This window comes from Microbacterium sp. LBN7 (genome assembly GCF_045690345.1).
In the GTDB taxonomy this organism is placed as follows: Bacteria; Actinomycetota; Actinomycetes; order Actinomycetales; family Microbacteriaceae; genus Microbacterium.
In genome coordinates, this window is record NZ_CP147856.1 from 3,399,540 (window position 1) to 3,415,610 (window position 16,071).

Genomic DNA, 16,071 nt, shown 5'->3' on the forward strand with positions numbered 1-16,071 from the left:
GTGATCACGTCTCTCGCCGCCGCACGTCAACGAGTCCTCGCCGTCCTCGGCTCGCTGTCGATGTATCGCCTCGTGCTCTTCGCCCTCGTGGCCCTCGCCGCCGTCGCCTTCGTGCTGTCGCTGCTCGGCGTGATCGTGTCGCCGACGCCGTGGGAGCTCCTCGCCTCGTTCCTCGTGCTCGCGGTCGTGATCTCCGTCGTGGATGCCGCGGCGCAGCGCATCCTCCGCCTGCCGTGGCGCATCGAGTCGTCGCTGGTCACCGCGCTGATCCTCCTCTTCGTCCTGCGTCCGGGCCTGGAGCCGGCGTCGCTGATCGGGCTGGCGCTCGCCGGCGCGCTGGCCAGCCTGTCGAAGTACCTGATCGCGTGGCGCGGGCGACACATCCTCAACCCCGCCGCCTTCGGTGCGGCCGTCGTCTCGATCCTGGGCGCCTTCGGCGCGTTCGAGTGGCTCGGCACCTCGTCGTCGTGGTGGATCGGGACGCCGTCGATGGCCCTCCCGGTCGCGGTGCTCGGCCTCGCGGTTCTCTGGCGCACCGAGAAGGTGCGGGTCGTGCTGGTCTTCCTCCTGGTCGCGGTGAGCGTGTCGATCGTGCGGCAGGCCGTGCAGGCGCAGCAGTTCGACATCGCCTTCGACTTCGTGACGGCGCTGCAGTTCGCGGTGCTCCAGTCTCCGTTCCTGTTCCTCGGCGCGTTCATGGTCTCGGAGCCGCTGACACTCCCGCCGCGTCGCCGTCAGCAGTTCGCCGTAGCCGCGGTGGTCGGTGTCCTCGCCGGATGGCCGATCTCCGTCGCCGGGCTCTTCACGCTCGGCCAGGAGCGTGCGCTGCTGATCGGGAACCTGGTGGCCTTCGCCTTCGCGTTGCGCGGTTCCGTCCGACTGGTGCTGGAGCGGCGGGAGTTCGTCACGCCGACCGCGCAGGAGCTGACGTTCCGCGCCAAGGGCAAGGTGAAGTTCCTGCCCGGTCAGTATCTCGAGCTCGATGTGCCGCATCACCGGCCCGATGCCCGTGGAACGCGGCGGGAGTTCAGCATCGTCTCGGCTCCGGCTGATCTGCCGACGCTGCGCATCGCCTACAAGAACGGCGATCAGAAGCATCCGTCCAGCTACAAGCGCGCGCTCGCCGAGGCTGCACCGGGCGCGACGCTGGCCGTCACCGGCACCTGGGGGGACTTCATCCTGCCCCGCGGCGACGCGCCGGTGCTCATGGTGGCCGCCGGCATCGGCGTCACGCCCTTCGTGTCACAGCTGCGTCAGCTGCAGGCATCGGGGCAGCATCGCGACGTGGTGCTGGTGTACGTGGCATCCGAGGCGAGCGAACTCGCGTTCCGCGACGAGCTGGCTGCGACGGGGGTGCGCACCGTGGTCTTCACGCGCGACGAGCCCGCCGACCTGCCCGCGCACTGGACGTGGGCGCAGGGTGCCAGACTCGACGCCGACACTCTGGAGCGGGCGGTCCAGGACATCGGGGCCCGTCACGCGTTCATCTCGGGACCTCCTCGGCTCATCGCCGATCTCGCGCCCGCGCTGCAAAAGGCCCACAGCCTCACGACCGACGCCTTCGCCGGGTACTGAGCCCGGCACCCAGGATCCGTCCGTACCGCTGTGCGGCGGTACAGATGTCGGGAGATCTCCCGACGGGTGTGCTGTGCGGATGCCCGGTGATGAGTCAGTCGGACTCGGGGGTCGCCGCCGGCGTGATCGGCAGGCGCACGGTGAAGGTCGTGTCGCCGGGCGTGCTGGCCGCGGTGATCGAGCCGCCGTGGCCGTCGACGATCGCCTTCACGATCGCGAGGCCGAGCCCTGTGCCGCCGGTCTGCCGCGCCCGGGACGTGTCGCCGCGGGCGAAGCGGGCGAACAGCTCCTCGCGGAGCGCGGGGTCGATGCCGGGGCCGTCGTCGTGCACGCTCAGCACGGCATCTCCGCCCTCGCGCCCGACCCGGAGGGTGATCGTGGTGCCCGCTGGCGTGTGCGTCCGCGCGTTCGCGAGCAGGTTCGCCACGACCTGGTGCATCCGGCCGGCGTCGCCGACGATCGTGACGGGCTCGTCGGGCACGTCGATGACCCAATGATGGTCGGCCGCGGTCGGTCGCGCGTCCGAAAGCCCCTCGAGGGCCAGCTGGGTCAGGTCGACCGTGCCGTACACGAGCTCGCGCCCCTCGTCGAGCCGTGCGAGCAACAGCAGGTCCTCGACGAGCCGCGTCATCCGCAGCGACTGCGCCTGGATGCGCTCGAGCGACGAGGTCGTGCTCTCGATCGCATCCGGTCCGTCCGCTCCCGCCGGCGCCTGACGAAGGGCGCGCAGCGACAGCTCGGAGTAGCCGCGGATCGACGCGAGAGGGGTGCGCAGCTCATGGCTGGCGTCGGCGACGAACCGCCGCATCTGCTCCTCGTTCTTCTGGCGAGCCGCGAGCGAGGTGTTGACGTGATCGAGGAGCTTGTTGAGGGCGGCGCCGACGAGACCCGTCTCGGTGCGCGGATCGGCCTCGGATGCCGGCACGCGCTCGGTGATGATGACCTCGCCGCGGTCCAACTGTTGGTTCGCCACCCTGGTGGCCGTCGACGCCACCGCACGGAGCGGTCGCAGGCTGACGCGGATGGTGATCGCCGTCGTCAGAGCGAGCAGGATGAGGCCGCCGATGGTCGCGAGCGCGATCACGGTGAGCAGCTGCGTGAGCTGGTTCTGGATGTCGTCGCGGGGGAGCCCGGTGACGACGACGACCCCCGTGTTCGCGGTCGTGACGGCGACCCGGTAGGACCCCAGATCGGTGAGGGAGACGGTCGAGAAGGGCCCTCCGCCCAGGCCCGCGTTGATCTCTCCGAGCTGCGCCGTCGTGAGCTCCTTCAGCGTGCCGTTGATCTCGTTCCCCGAGGAGTTCACGGTCACGCCGCTCGCGCCGGTCACCGGGCTCCAGACGGCGAACAGCAGTCCGGGGACGGGAACGGTCTTCCCCGCCAGCACGTTGCCGGCGGTGGCCTGGCTGGGAGGCTCGATCTCGACCCAGCGCGTGATCTGATGCGCATAGCTGGTCAGCTCGTCGTCGAGCTGATCCTCCAGCGTCCTGCCCAGGGTCGCACTGGTGATGATGGCGACGATGACGAGGATCAGCGACACGAACCCGATCACGGCGGTCATCAGCCGTGTCTGGAGGCTCATCGGACGCGGCGTCATCGTCGCACCGCTCACTGCGGGGCCTTGATCATGTAGCCCACGCCGCGGACGGTGTGCAGCAGGGGCGTGCGCCCCGCGTCGATCTTCTTGCGCAGATACGAGATGTACAGCTCGACGACGGATGACTTGCCCCCGAAGTCGTAGCTCCACACGCGGTCGAGGATCTGCGCCTTCGACAGCACGCGTCGCTCGTTGCGCATCAGGTAGCGGAGCAGCTCGAACTCGGTCGCCGTGAGGTCGATCTCGACCCCGTCGCGCGCCACCTCGTGGCTGTCCTCGTTGAGGGTGAGGTCGGCGACGCGCAGGATCGACTGCCCGTCGTCCGCCGTCGCGTGACCGGTGCGGCGGATGATCGCGCGCAGGCGCGCGATGACCTCCTCCAGGCTGAACGGCTTGGTGACGTAGTCGTCGCCGCCGGCGGTGAGACCGGCGACCCTGTCGCCCACGGCGTCCTTGGCGGTGAGGAAGAGCACCGGTACCAGACTGCCGGCCTCGCGGAGTCGGCGGAGCACGGCCATGCCGTCGAGGTCGGGCATCATGATGTCGAGCACGAGGGCATCGGGCTCGAATTCCCGTGCGACCTGGAGGGCCTCCATGCCCGAGGAGGCGGTGCGCACCTCCCACCCCTCCATGCGCAGTGCCATCGCGAGCAGATCGGTGAGCATCTGCTCGTCGTCGACGGCGAGGATGCGGAGGGGTGAGCCGTCCGGACGGCGGAGGTCGGGCAGGTCGCTGGTCATGATCCCATTCTGCGGAATCTCCTATGTGATTTCTATGGAACTCGTTATGCGTTCCCTGGGAGCGGTGTCGGAGTGCCTGAGTATCGTGTCGGCATGGCTGACAGCACCGATGCTTCCGCACCCCGCGTCCTTCGTCCGTCGTCTGCCGAGGAGGTCGCCGAGATCGTCCTCCTGGCGACGCGAGAGGGCGTCCCGCTCACCGTCGTCGCCGGTGGCCACGGTCCGTGGTCGCATGGTCCGGCCGACGGCATCCGCCTCGAGCTCGGCGCGCTGTCGGGCATCGACGTCGACGGCACGACGGTCCGCATCGGCGGAGGAGCGGTGTGGGGCGACGTCGCGACGACGCTGGGAGCGCACGGTCTCGCCCTCAGCTCCGGCGACACGGCCAGCGTCGGCGTCGGGGGACTGACGCTCGGCGGGGGCATCGGATGGATGGTGCGGGCCTGGGGGCTGGCCGTCGACCAGCTCATCGGTGCACAGGTGGTCACCGCGGCCGGTGAGATCGTGGAGACCTCGACCGACGTCCATCCCGAGCTGTTCTGGGCGCTGCGCGGGGGCGGGGGCAACTTCGGGGTGGTCACCAGGTTCGATTTCGCCGCGCATCCGCTCCCGGGCATCGTCTTCGCCGAGAACGTCGTCGACGGCGACCCAGCCGTCGTGCTGCGTGCCGCGCGCGACCTGCTCCGCGATGCGCCGCGCGAGTTGACCGTCACCTACATGGACGTGCCGCCGATGGATCCGAGCGCCCCGGCCGGAGCGCGACTCAGCGCGGTGTGGGCGGCGCCGGAGCCGGATCGGCTGCGTGCCGTCCTGGAGCCGATCTCCGCGATCGACGGAGTGCGGACCGAGATCACGTCGCCCGCCTATCGAGAGATCCTGCTCGAGATGCCCCAACCCGAGGGGGAGGAGCAGGCGGAGCCACCCGGGTTCATCGGCGGGAACGGCCTCTACGCCGACCTCGATGACGAGCTCATCGAGCGCCTCGTGGCGTTCCGCCGCGCGTATCCGGCATCCGTCGTCTTCCTGCGCTCGCTCGGCGGCGCCTTCGGTGATGTGCGGCAGCAGGACACGGCGTTCCCCGCGCGCTCGGCGACCTGGTTCGTCATGGCGGGAGCGTTCGACATCCCCGGCATGGTCGACGACGCGGTCCGCGACGCGGTCGTCGCGGATTGGGCGGCGATCGAGACGGGGCGCCTCGCCGAATACGGCAACTTCGCCGACACCGAGCGTCCGCACGCGGTGCCCGGCATGCTCGACGCCGAGGCGCTCGCGCGGCTGCGCCAGGTCAAGGCCGCCTGGGACCCACGGAACATCTTCCGCCGCAACCACAACATCCTCGTCTGAGGACCGGTGTGCGGCCGAACCCGCTCACGCCAGGCGGTCGTCCGGGAGCGCGAGGAAGTCCATGCCGACCTGCAGCGCGAGAGCGTCCGCGCGCGCCCCGTTCGGGCCGTCGAGGTGGCCGTTCGCCCGCACGCTCAGGCGTCTCGGTCCGGTCAGTGCGTGGTACACCGCGAACTGACCGCGCGGATCGACAGCAGGGTCGAGCGCTGCTGCGCTGACAAGCGCCGGGAGCCGGAGCCGTCGCGCCGCGATGGCCGCGTCGTAGTAGTCGAGGACAGGCCGGGCCTCGGGGTGGTGCCGCAGGTGCTGACGGACGGACTCGCCGCTGCCCGTGCATCGCCGCGTGAGACGGACGGCGTGGTCGCCGAAGCTCGGCACGTCGAGCACCGCCCGGCGGAAGCGCCGATCCCAGGGGAGAGCCATCGCGCCGATTCCTCCGCCGAAGCTGCCGCCGCTGAAGTCGAGGGCTGCTCCCGCCGCGGGGGCGATGTCGAGCAGGACCGTCGCCGCACGCCAGATGTCGGCCGCCGCGAACCGATGCGAGTACGTGTCGCGATGCGCGATGCCGGCCAGCACGTGCGCGTCCGGGTCTGCCGGGAAGCGGCTCGGGGTCCGGGCGTGCGTCCCGGGAGCGCAGGGGAAGATCGCGGCGGTGTCCGCGGGGACGCGGTCGATGTCCGGCGCCGTGCGCCCCCCGTATCCGTGTCCGCCGACGAGGCCGCGCCGGATCGCCTTCTCGTCGTGCGGCACCATCACGTACGCGGTCGCCTGCTCGTCCGCCGAGGAGCGGAAGCGGATCTCCACGACCCGATGCGTCGCAGTGGGCTCGCCCTCCGTGCTGACATCCCAGGCGACCGCACCCGCTCCGAACTCCTCGAAGGTGGACTCCCAGAACCGGTCGAAGTCCGCCGGCTCGGCCGGGGAAGTGCGGGGCGTCAGGAGCGCGCTCAGGGCGTACTCCGTGAGCTCCTCATGAGGGTCCTGATTCACCGCGGCAGTCCTTTCCGGTGGATGTGCGCTGTCGAGGCTACCGGCGCGGCGCGCGGATGGCGGCCGCCGCGGCAGAGAGCGGCATCATTGACATGATCGCATAGTGATTGCAGTATGTGCATCATGAATTCAATTTCTGATGCAGGAGCCGACGACGATTCCCTGCTGTGGAGCCGACGGACCGTGCTGCGGATGCTCGTGATCGCCGGTGTGCTCCCTCCGGTGATCGGCGCGCATCCCGGGATCGCATCGGCGGCGGCCACGGAGATCACGACGGTCGGCGGCGCCTATCCGGACGCACTGCGTCGGCTGGACAAGCCGAACCTCGCCTTCGCCCAGGTCGCGCAGCTGGAGGGCGAGAATCACCGGATGACGTTCTTCCAGGCCACCTGGGACGGCGGAGCGACCATCGTCCGAGACCTCGAGGTGAGACACGACGGAGGCTGGCTGCCGCTCACCGATCCCGAGCACCGCTTCGACGAGCAGTGGGTCGTCTTCGAGGGGACGCTGCCATCCGGGAGCGCACCGGAGCTCTACGGTCCCCTGGCTCCGAGCTGGCTGGGGTTCACCTCCTTCCAGGTGCTCGGCCCGCAGGCGATCGAGCTGTCCACCAGCACCGACGACGTCGACCTGGTCGTGCGCTGGCGCCTCGAAGGGGCCAATCCGGAGGCTCATCACGTGCTGACGGCCAAGACCGCCGGCGACTACATCGTCGGCTATCAGAGCCAGGACGCCAAGTCCCTCGACGAGATGGCCGAGGTGCTGTGCGGCTCCTACCAGCACGCGCTCTCGGTGCTGGACGGATCGGCACCGCTCGGTGCATGGGAGCTCTTCGCACCGATGGCTCTGACGCAGTACGCCGTCGGCGACCTCGCGGTCACTTCGGGCGTGTACCTGCCCGCCGAGGTGGCCGAGTTCGCACACGAGCGTCAGCTGATGTCGGATCGGCAGCCGTACGGGATGAGCCTGCGCAGCGACAGCCTCGACATCGTGCCCTGCATGTACTCGCCGCAGCCCGGGCTCCGCACGGTCATGGCGGTCGGAGAGCAGCGCGGCTTCGCGTTCGGCGTCGCTGCCCGCGTCGACACGCTCTACGGCACCTACGCGCACCTGTGCCGGAGCGAGTACGGTCTCGCCGCCTATCGGCAGAACGTCTACGACCGTTCGCTCACGGATGCCGTGCATGCGATGGCGGCGCTGATCGCAGTGGAGCCGGACGGCGACGACTCGGTCGACTACATCCCGTCGTTCTCGGGCTGGTGGAACCGGGCCAAGGGCTTCGTCGACGTGGAGAACGAGGATGCCGTGCGCGCGGCCGCCAGCGGCGTCGTGCTCGCCGCCCACTATCTGACCGGAACGGGCGACAGCACGCTCTACGACAGACGTGCGCGTCCCCTCATCGAGTATCAGCTCTCCCGGAAGGGCATCGGGCACTCGCCCGTCATCGGCAGTCCGGTGTACAACGACACGACGCAGTACCGGATCGGCAGGATACCGACGGATGCCGTGAACCTCACGTCCCTGTATCAGCTCACGCACGGCCGCAACGCGGGGATCCAGCGTCTCGCGCTGCAGGCCACCAAGGCCGGCGTCGTCGGTCAGAGCCGTGCCCCCTTCTCGAACGCGCTGGCGACGTATCGGGCGACGGGCGATCCGGCCTATCTGGCCGAGGCGACGCTGATCGCCCGGCGCTACGTGCAGGAGCAGATCCTCACGCCGTATCGCGGCAACGGCCAGCCGCCCGGCGGGTTCGCCTACAGCTTCTCGAAGTACTGGGTCGACCTTCTCGAGATGTTCGAGGCGACGGGGGAGACGGAGTTCCTCGCAGGCGCCTATCGCGAGGTGCAGCGATTCATCACGCAGACGGCGGTCCGCCCTGTGCCCGATCAGACGGTCACCGTTCCCGAGGGGCACATCATCACCCAGCAGTACGACTGGGAGTCGCGCAGCTCGCTGCCGTCCTATCCCACCACCGACGTCCCGACCGAGACGGTGCCGGCCTGGTACGTCTCGCCCTCGGGTCTCACGTTCGAGGCGCTGTCCTCGTTCAAGCTCGGGGTCAGCACGCTGACGGACCCCGGCGGGGGCTACGTGTTCAACCCCTGCTGGGCGGGCGCGCTCCTGCGGCTGGCGCATCACACCGGCGACGCGCTGCTGGCCGACGTGGCGCACAACATGGTCATCGGCCGATTCACCACGTATCCCGGCTACTACGGTCGCCAGTTCCAGGTGGCCCACATGAAGCCGGACTTCGCCACGAGCGGTCCAGTGGGGATCACCGGGTACTACTTCCATCACGCGCCCGCCCAGCTCGGCCTCGCGATGGACTATCTGATCAGCGAGAGCTTCTACCGGAGCGGGGGCAGCATCGATTTCCCGCACGTGTTCGAGGCGGACTTCGCCTACTTCAAGTTCTTCGCCTACGGCCACGCTCCCGGCACGTTTTTCGGCGAGGACGGTGTCTGGCCGTACTTCCCTGCGGGGCTGATCGCGCTCGACAACCCGCTGGTCAACTGGATCGCCGGCGTCGGCAACGACTCGCTCTACATCAGTCTCACCAACTCGGCGGGTACCGACCAGCAGGTCGTCGTCGATCTCGCCACTGAACTGACCGGCGCGCACCGCGCGGCGGCGCTTCCCGTCGAGGTCATCGCCGCCGACGGAAGCCGTTCGAACCGGGCGGCGCGAAGAGGGCAGATCGCCGTGACCGTGCCTGCTCGCGGACTCGTCGCCCTCGTGGTGCGGACCCTCGCCGTGCAGCGGCCCGCTCTGCCATCCGATGACATCGTCGACCACGGAGCCGACAGCTTCCATGAGGTGGACGCGGATCCCGCCACCGAGTACGGCATCGCGCGAGGTCTGCTGCTGGTGCGTCCCGGCGGTCAGGGATACGACGCCTACGTGCAGATCGATACCGAGCAGCCGGCGACCCTGTCCTACCGGATCGGCGACGGGGCAGCACAGCAGGCTCCGGCGAAGGAGTTCCCCTACGAGTGGACCATCGGCGTCGACGACATCGAGCAGACGTTCCGCTACACGATCTCGTTCGGCGGCGCGACGACGGAGGAGGTCACGCTCCGCCTCCCGGCGAGGATCACCGGCGCCAACCCCGGAGTGGCGGGAGACGTGGTCGCCCAGGCGAGCGGAACCGCCGGCGACCGGGTGCCGCTCACGATCGAGGTGCGGAACGCGACCGACGATCCGGTCACCGGCGATGTGGCCGTGACGCTGCCGAGCGGCTGGCAGCTCGAGGGCGCCGTGCCCGCGATCACCGTGCCGGCAGAGGGCGTCGCGCGCGTGGAGGCGGCGGCCGTCATCGCCGCCTCCGCCGCCCTCGGCGAGGTGAAGGTCACGGCGAAGCTGTCGATCGCCGGCGAGGACCCCGTGACGCTCCGCCCCGCCACGATCGAGGTCATCGACCGACGCCGGCTGGTGTCGCTGACGACCGACACCGACATCATCAGCGGACCCGGCGCGGTGGTCCAGCTGACCGCGCTCGTCATCAACACCGGAGTGACGCCGATGCAGGGCACGCTCTCGCTGTACGGGACCTCCGGATGGAGCATCGGGCAACGGGACGCGGTCGTCACCGTGCCGCCGCGTTCCGATCTGACGCACACCTGGACCGTCACCGCCGGTTCGGGCATCGCGCCGGGGTCGTCGACCCGGTTCGAGGCGCGGCTCGATCAGAACCTGCGCCGCGGCGTGCTGGTCCGGGTCGCCGACGAAGGCGTGATCGCGCACACCCAGTCGCCCTGGCCCGGATACCTGGAGGCGGGCACGTGGTACCCGAGCGGCCTCTCCGGGTGGAACGGCACCAGGACGCGATACAGCGACTCCGACTCGGTGGGCAGCACGGTCACCTGGAACGTGTCCCTTCCGCAGGCCGGGCTCTATCGGGTGTCGGTCTGGTATCCCACGAATCCGACGACCACGACGTCGGCCGCCTACGTGGTCGAGCATCAGGGCGGGAGCTCGGAGGTCATCGTCGATCAGACGCAGGGCGCCGCGGCCTGGCGCTCGCTGGGCACGTTCCGATACGACGCGGGCGCGACGGGAGTGGTGCGGCTCGAAGTCCGCAACACCAGCATCCACCGGGTCAGTGCCGCGCAGTTCGTCCGCGTCGGGGACTGACGCGGAACGGGTGGGTGGGGCCGGAGTGAAGACTCCGGCCCCACCCACCCGTTCTGTCGTCGTGGGCGGTGCGGCGCGCTCAGTGCCGCACGTACTCCTGGATGGCCGCTTCGTCGACGGTCACGCCGAGGCCAGGGCCGGTCGGGACGAGGAATCCGCCGTCCGGGCGCACCTCGAGCGGGCTGGTGAGCAGACGGTTGGCGACCGGCAGGGTGAACGGCTGGTACTCGAACGCGAGCAGCGAGGCCGCGCTCGCCGCGACGTGCACGCCTGCGGCCATCGCGATGCCGAAGGCCGCGGAGTGGTGCGGCGCCACCGGCACGTGGAAGGCATCGGCGACGGCGGTGATCGCGAGTCCCTCCGTGATGCCCGTACGACCGATGTCGGGCTGGGCGACGCCGAGGGCGCGGCGGGCGAGCCAGTCCGTGAACTCGAAGCGGCTGCGCATGGCCTCGCCGACGGCGATCGGTGTGGCGAGAGCGACGGCGAGGTCTCGGTGCCCCTCGACGTCCTCGGGTGCGAGAGGCGCCTCGAAGAACCAGGCCCTCCGGTCATCCAGCTCCCGACCGAGCGCGCGCGCCTCGCCGAGACGGTAGGTCCAGTGCGCGTCGAGCGCGACGTCGAGATCGGGATGCACGGCGCGGATCGCGTCGAAGGTCGCGAGATCGGTGCGGATGTCGACGCCGAGGTGCAGCTTGATCCGTCGGACGCCGCCTTCGACCAGCTCGGCGGCCTTCTCGGCGCGCTCGACGTCATCGACGCCGCGGATGCCGGACACGTAGGCGGGCAGGACCTCGTGGAAGCGTCCTCCCGCGAGCTCGGACACCGAGAGCCCGGTCGCGTGACCCCAGAGGTCCCAGAGCGCGATGTCGACGGCGGCCATCGCGTCGGCCTGGTGGCCGGTGAGGTGTCCGCGCTCGCGCATCGACTCCGACATGCGGTGCCAGAGGGTGCGGACGGAGCGCGGGTCCTCTCCGAGGATGAGCGGCGTGAGCAGATTGTCGACGATGGCGGCGGCGACGACCGGGGCGACGGGGGCGAGGGCCTCGCCCCAGCCGACGAGACCGTCATCGGTCTCGATCTTGACCAGCAGCGTCTCGTATCCGGGGGAGTAGAGGCTCCGCCACGGCGGACGGATGACGTAGCCGCGATGCTCCACGCCCGTGTCGCCGGCGTAGGAGTTGTTCGCATCCTCCTTGGAGAGGTAGAGCGGGAAGGTCTGGACGCGCGTGATTCTCACAGGGGTCTCCAAAGACATCGATGGGCGAGAAGCCGGCGGCGTGTGCCGCGGCAGAAGGATCGGGGTGCCGCGGTCCGCCGCGGCGGGGGCTCAGAGCGTCGCGAACGCGGTGGCGGTGCGGGAGGGGCTGTAGCCGAGGGCGACGGAGATCTCGTCCGCGGCCTCGATGAGCTGCAGGGCCAGCTCCTGGTGCGGGGCGTGGAGATCCAGCACCGAGAGCGGGCCGCTGGCGGAGAGGCCGGCGACGATCTCCCCTGCGCGGTTGTGGATGGGGGCGGCGATGCACGCGCGGCCGAAGGCGAGCTCCTCGATCTCGGTCGCGTAGCCGCGGCTGCGGGTCTCGTCGAGCGCGACCTGCATGGCGTCGCGGTCGACGATCGTGTGCGGGGTGAATCGCTGGGGGGTCTGAGCGAAGTACTCGTCCACCTTGTCGGAAGTCATCCCGGACAGCAGGGCCTTGCCGAGGCCCGTGGCGTGCAGTGGACCGGTGCGGCCCGCCATGGCGAACGACTTGGGGGCGAGGGCGCCCTCGAAGTTGCAGAGGTAGGTGAACGTGAAGCCGCTGAGCTCGGCGACGTTCACGCCGATCTCGATCTTGCGGGCCAGGTTCTGCGCGATCTGCCGCGAGGCGCGGAAGATCGGCGAGCCGTTCAGGGCGATCGTGCCGAGCGAGACGGCTGCGGGGCCGAGTCGGTAGAGTCCCGTGCGACCGTCCTGGACCACGAACTTCATCCGGTCGAGCGCGGACATCATGCGCGAGACGGTGGACTGACCGAGCCCGGTGAGCGTGCACAGCTCCGAGACCCTCAGCTCCCCCGACTCCTCGGTGAAGCAGGCGAGCAAGGACATCGCCCGTTCGACGGTCTGGGTGCCGCCCACCGATTCCGATGCCATCGTGACTCCTCCTCCATACGGTCGCCGCTCCGCGACGCTGCGGCTCGTCACCGCTGCCAGTCATCCTAATGAGAGAAATGGCGGCGAGCAACACAAATGTGGGTGTCTTATGCATTTTGTGGATTTCGCATCCGCAATGTGGTTGACTTGCGGCACGTCGACGTCGACGACTGTGACGACGACGCGCAGGGCCCCATCCGGGGTCGTCCCTACTGGAAAGCGACTGCAATGCAACAAGCCATCCTCGAGCGGCCCGCGAAGAGCGAGCAGGCCGAGCCACGTTCCGGGCGGCGCTCCACGCTGGGCGCGAAGGACCGCACCTTCGGTTTCATGATCGCACTTCCCGCGGTCCTCCTGTTCCTCGTGATCGCGATCTTCCCGCTCGTGTCGAGCATCGGCACCAGCCTCTACGATCAGTCGCTGCTGCGCCCGGAGCGCACCTTCGTGGGGCTCGGCAACTACGCCGCGATCTGGGACGAGTTCTTCGCCCGCCTCGGCACGACGCTGATCTTCGCCTCGCTGTCCACCGTCTTCCCGCTCGTGCTCGGCGTCGCCCTCGCCCTGCTGCTGAACGCACGACTGCGCGGACGGAACATCCTGCGCGGCGCCCTGATGCTGCCGTGGCTGCTCCCCGGCGTCGTCGTCTCCTTCCTCTGGGCGTGGATCTTCAACGACAGCTACGGCGTCGTCAACCACGTGCTCGCGATCTTCGGGATGCCGGAGGTCAGCATGCTCGGCAACCCGGTCGGTGCGATGGCCGCGGTGGTCATCGCCAAGACCTGGCACTCGTTCCCCTGGATCATGGTCGTCGCACTCGCGGTGCTCCAGACGCTGCCGAGCGAGCAGATCGAGGCCGCCACCATCGACGGCGCGACACGAGCGCAGCGCTTCCGCTACATCTCCCTGCCGCACATCGCCGGCCCGGTCACGCTCGTCGCCGTGCTGGAGTTCATCTACAACTTCGGCAACTTCGACACGATCTTCGTCATGACCGGCGGCGGCCCGGGTAACTCGACCACGACCCTCGCGGTCAGCCTCTACCACCTGGCCTTCGGCAGCTACGAGCTCGGGAAGGCCTCAGCGATGGGCGCCCTCTGGCTCGTGCTCCTCGCCATCATCTCGAGCGGATACCTGCTCCTCAACCGACGACTGGAGAAGTGATGCGCCGTTCCCGCGACATCGGCGAGTCGATCATCCGCCCCCACCTTTCCATCCCCGGGCGCGTCCTGCTCCTGCTGCTCGCCCTGTTCGGGCTGCTGCCGATCTACTGGCTCACGGCGACCGCGTTCACGAAGAAGGAGGATGTCTTCGCGGTGGATCGGCCGTTCTTCCCGGTCGATCCCACGCTCGAGAACTTCATCGGCTTCTTCCAGAACGACGCGCTGCTGAAGAACCTCCTGAACAGCGTCATCGTCTCGACCGGAACCGCGGTGCTCGCGGTCCTGGTCGGCGGGCTCATGGCGTACTCGCTGTCGAAGTTCCGCTACCGCGGACGCAACGCGATCATGTTCATGTTCCTGATCGGGCAGCTGATCCCCGGCGCCCTCCTGCTCATCTCGCTGTACCTGATGCTGAGCTCGGCCGGACTGCTGTACACGTACACCGCCCTGATCATCTCGTTCACGACGTTCACGCTGCCGCTCGCGGTGTTCCTGCTGAAGGGCATCATCGACGGTCTCCCCGACGACATCCTCGAGGCGGCGAAGGTCGACGGACTCTCCCGCACGGGCACCATGTTCCGCATCGTGTTCCCGCTCGTCGTGCCGGGACTCATCACGGCGGCGATGTTCGCGTTCATGCGGGGCTGGAGCGATCTGCTGTTCGCGCTCACGCTCGCCGGACCCGACAAGCAGACGCTCCCCGCGGGCCTCACCCAGGCGTTCATCCGCGAGGGCACCGCCGACTGGCCGGCCCTCATGGCCGCGTCGCTCGTGACGTCCCTGCCGCTCGTCCTCATCTTCATCCTCCTGCAGCGCTACTTCGTCTCCGGTCTCGCGGCCGGTGCGGTCAAGGGGTAGCCATGCACCGCCGAACAGCTCGACCCCCACACCTCGAAGAAGGAGCAGTCACCATGAACATCTCGAACTCGCAGCTGAGCCGTCGCGCCTTCCTCGGCGGCGGCACGGCACTTGCCGCCTTCGGCGCGCTCGCCCTCGCGGGCTGCGCGACGCCCGCGGCCCCCGGCACCGGCGCCGGGAGCACCGCGAATGCGGCGACCAAGGCCAAGACCATCAACTTCTACGGCAACTCGCTCGGCGAGGAGGCGCTGAAGCCCGCGTGGCAGGGCATCCTCGACGGCTTCGCCAAGGACTCCGGCGCGACCGTCGCACCCGTGATCTACCCCTACGACCAGGCCGCCACCCAGCTCGCCCTGACCGGCCGCTCCGGCAAGCTCCTGGGCGTCGGGCAGTCCGGCGGGTGGCAGGTGCTCACGCCCATGGACGTGCTCGCCGACCTGACGGACCTCGCGAAGGGCCTCGGCATCCCGCAGGGCGTCCTCGACTCGTACACGATGGACGGGAAGCTCCTCGTGCTTCCGCTGACAGCCGCAGGCATCGGCATCATCACGAACGGCGAGATCGCGAAGAGCGTCGGGATCAAATCGGGCATGACGGTCGAGCAGTTCGCGACCGCGCTCGAGAAGATCAAGGCGCAGGACGCCTCGCTCATCCCGTACGCCGCGGTGACCAAGAACCCCGATCTGAAGGATGCCGTGCACTGGATGTGGGGCTTCGGCAGCGAGGTCGTCACCGACGACTTCACCTGCACGATCGGCGACGCCGAGAGCGTCAAGGCCATGACCTGGTACAAGTCGCTCCAGGACGAGGGCCTCACGCAGACGAACGTCGCCCGGAGCGACGCGCGCATCCTGTTCGCGAGCGGCCGGGCCGCGCTGTACGACGATGCTCCGCTCGCCTCGACCTTCGTCAAGACGAACGGCGCGCCGCAGAACATCATCGACAACATCGGTGCCATCGCCCGCCCGACCTCGGGCAAGAACAAGTCCTACAACCGCGCCTGGGGCTCCGGCCTCTTCGCGAGCGCGGGCGAGGGCGAGCTCACCAGCCGCGACTTCATCACGTACGCGGCGACCAACGTGAAGGCGGCGACGGCCCTGTACGAGCGCTCGGCGGTGGCTCCGGCGGCGAAGTCGGTCGCGGACCAGATCCCCGCGCTCGCGGCGGACAAGTTCCAGACCGCCTTCCGCACGGAGGTCTCCGAGCACGCGCGCGGTGCCGCCTGGGACCGGGTCGCCGTGACGGCGCAGATCGATGCCGCGATCGGCGGCGGAGTCGCGACCATCCTCGCCGGACAGGTCGACGTGCAGGCGGGCCTCAACGCCCTGAAGAAGGAAGTGCAGGGTCTGCTCGACGCCAACTCCTGAGCGTCGCCCCTCTGCACGCGATCGCCGTACCCGGTCCTCGGGTGCGGCGATCGCGTGCGTCCGGTCGCTGTGGCGGCGAGAGAGAGCCCAGAGGCACCGGGTGAGACGCCACTGGCCCCGAGGCGTCGTGGACGACGGCTCAGGGCCAGGTGTGGTCGCTGTCGGGTGTGTG

The 16,071-nt window shown here is 69.5% G+C and carries 11 protein-coding genes; 6 read left to right on the forward strand and 5 right to left on the reverse strand.

Going from position 1 to position 16,071, the window contains the following annotated elements:
* Positions 1 to 1,575: an FAD-dependent oxidoreductase gene (locus LBN7_RS16460; RefSeq protein ID WP_407360267.1), complete on the forward strand. Its 1,575-nt coding sequence runs from the start codon at positions 1 to 3 to the stop codon at positions 1,573 to 1,575.
* A 94-nt stretch (positions 1,576 to 1,669) separates the two neighbouring features.
* On the opposite strand, the gene LBN7_RS16465 is transcribed toward LBN7_RS16460, so the two are convergent.
* Together LBN7_RS16465 and LBN7_RS16470 are read right to left on the reverse strand one after the other, a co-directional pair.
* On the reverse strand, positions 1,670 to 3,136 hold the full coding sequence (locus tag LBN7_RS16465) for a sensor histidine kinase (protein WP_407360268.1): 1,467 nt from the start codon (positions 3,134 to 3,136) through the stop codon (positions 1,670 to 1,672).
* A gap of 47 nt (positions 3,137 to 3,183) precedes the next feature.
* Complete coding sequence (locus tag LBN7_RS16470; protein ID WP_116636434.1) at positions 3,184 to 3,912, reverse strand: response regulator transcription factor; 729 nt, start codon at positions 3,910 to 3,912, stop codon at positions 3,184 to 3,186.
* A gap of 93 nt (positions 3,913 to 4,005) precedes the next feature.
* On the opposite strand from LBN7_RS16470, the gene LBN7_RS16475 reads away from it, so the two are divergent.
* Complete coding sequence (locus tag LBN7_RS16475; RefSeq protein ID WP_407360269.1) at positions 4,006 to 5,256, forward strand: FAD-binding oxidoreductase; 1,251 nt, start codon at positions 4,006 to 4,008, stop codon at positions 5,254 to 5,256.
* A 24-nt stretch (positions 5,257 to 5,280) separates the two neighbouring features.
* Here the strand turns inward: LBN7_RS16475 and LBN7_RS16480 are convergent, their stop codons facing one another.
* On the reverse strand, positions 5,281 to 6,246 hold the full coding sequence (locus LBN7_RS16480) for an acetylxylan esterase (protein WP_407360270.1): 966 nt from the start codon (positions 6,244 to 6,246) through the stop codon (positions 5,281 to 5,283).
* A 123-nt stretch (positions 6,247 to 6,369) separates the two neighbouring features.
* Here LBN7_RS16480 and LBN7_RS16485 point away from each other — a divergent pair, with 123 nt between their 5' ends.
* Positions 6,370 to 10,380, forward strand: a complete 4,011-nt coding sequence (locus tag LBN7_RS16485) for a hypothetical protein (RefSeq protein ID WP_407360271.1) — start codon at positions 6,370 to 6,372, stop codon at positions 10,378 to 10,380.
* Between the two features lie 79 nt (positions 10,381 to 10,459).
* Here the strand turns inward: LBN7_RS16485 and LBN7_RS16490 are convergent, their stop codons facing one another.
* Together LBN7_RS16490 and LBN7_RS16495 are read right to left on the reverse strand one after the other, a co-directional pair.
* A complete protein-coding gene (locus tag LBN7_RS16490; protein WP_116636431.1) occupies positions 10,460 to 11,620 on the reverse strand; it encodes a mandelate racemase/muconate lactonizing enzyme family protein in 1,161 nt (386 codons plus the stop codon).
* Positions 11,621 to 11,710: 90 nt separating this feature from the next.
* Entirely contained in the window at positions 11,711 to 12,514 is an 804-nt protein-coding gene (locus LBN7_RS16495; protein WP_116636430.1) for an IclR family transcriptional regulator, read from the reverse strand.
* 228 nt (positions 12,515 to 12,742) lie between these two features.
* Here LBN7_RS16495 and LBN7_RS16500 point away from each other — a divergent pair, with 228 nt between their 5' ends.
* From LBN7_RS16500 to LBN7_RS16510, 3 genes are read left to right on the forward strand one after another with little or no spacing between them, the layout of a single operon-like run.
* A complete protein-coding gene (locus LBN7_RS16500) occupies positions 12,743 to 13,675 on the forward strand; it encodes a carbohydrate ABC transporter permease (RefSeq protein ID WP_116636429.1) in 933 nt (310 codons plus the stop codon).
* A complete protein-coding gene (locus LBN7_RS16505) occupies positions 13,675 to 14,532 on the forward strand; it encodes a carbohydrate ABC transporter permease (protein ID WP_116636428.1) in 858 nt (285 codons plus the stop codon). The genes LBN7_RS16500 and LBN7_RS16505 overlap by 1 nt, the downstream gene beginning before the upstream one ends.
* Positions 14,533 to 14,585: 53 nt before the next feature.
* Positions 14,586 to 15,899: a hypothetical protein gene (locus tag LBN7_RS16510; RefSeq protein ID WP_341945024.1), complete on the forward strand. Its 1,314-nt coding sequence runs from the start codon at positions 14,586 to 14,588 to the stop codon at positions 15,897 to 15,899.
* Positions 15,900 to 16,071 lie beyond the last annotated feature (172 nt).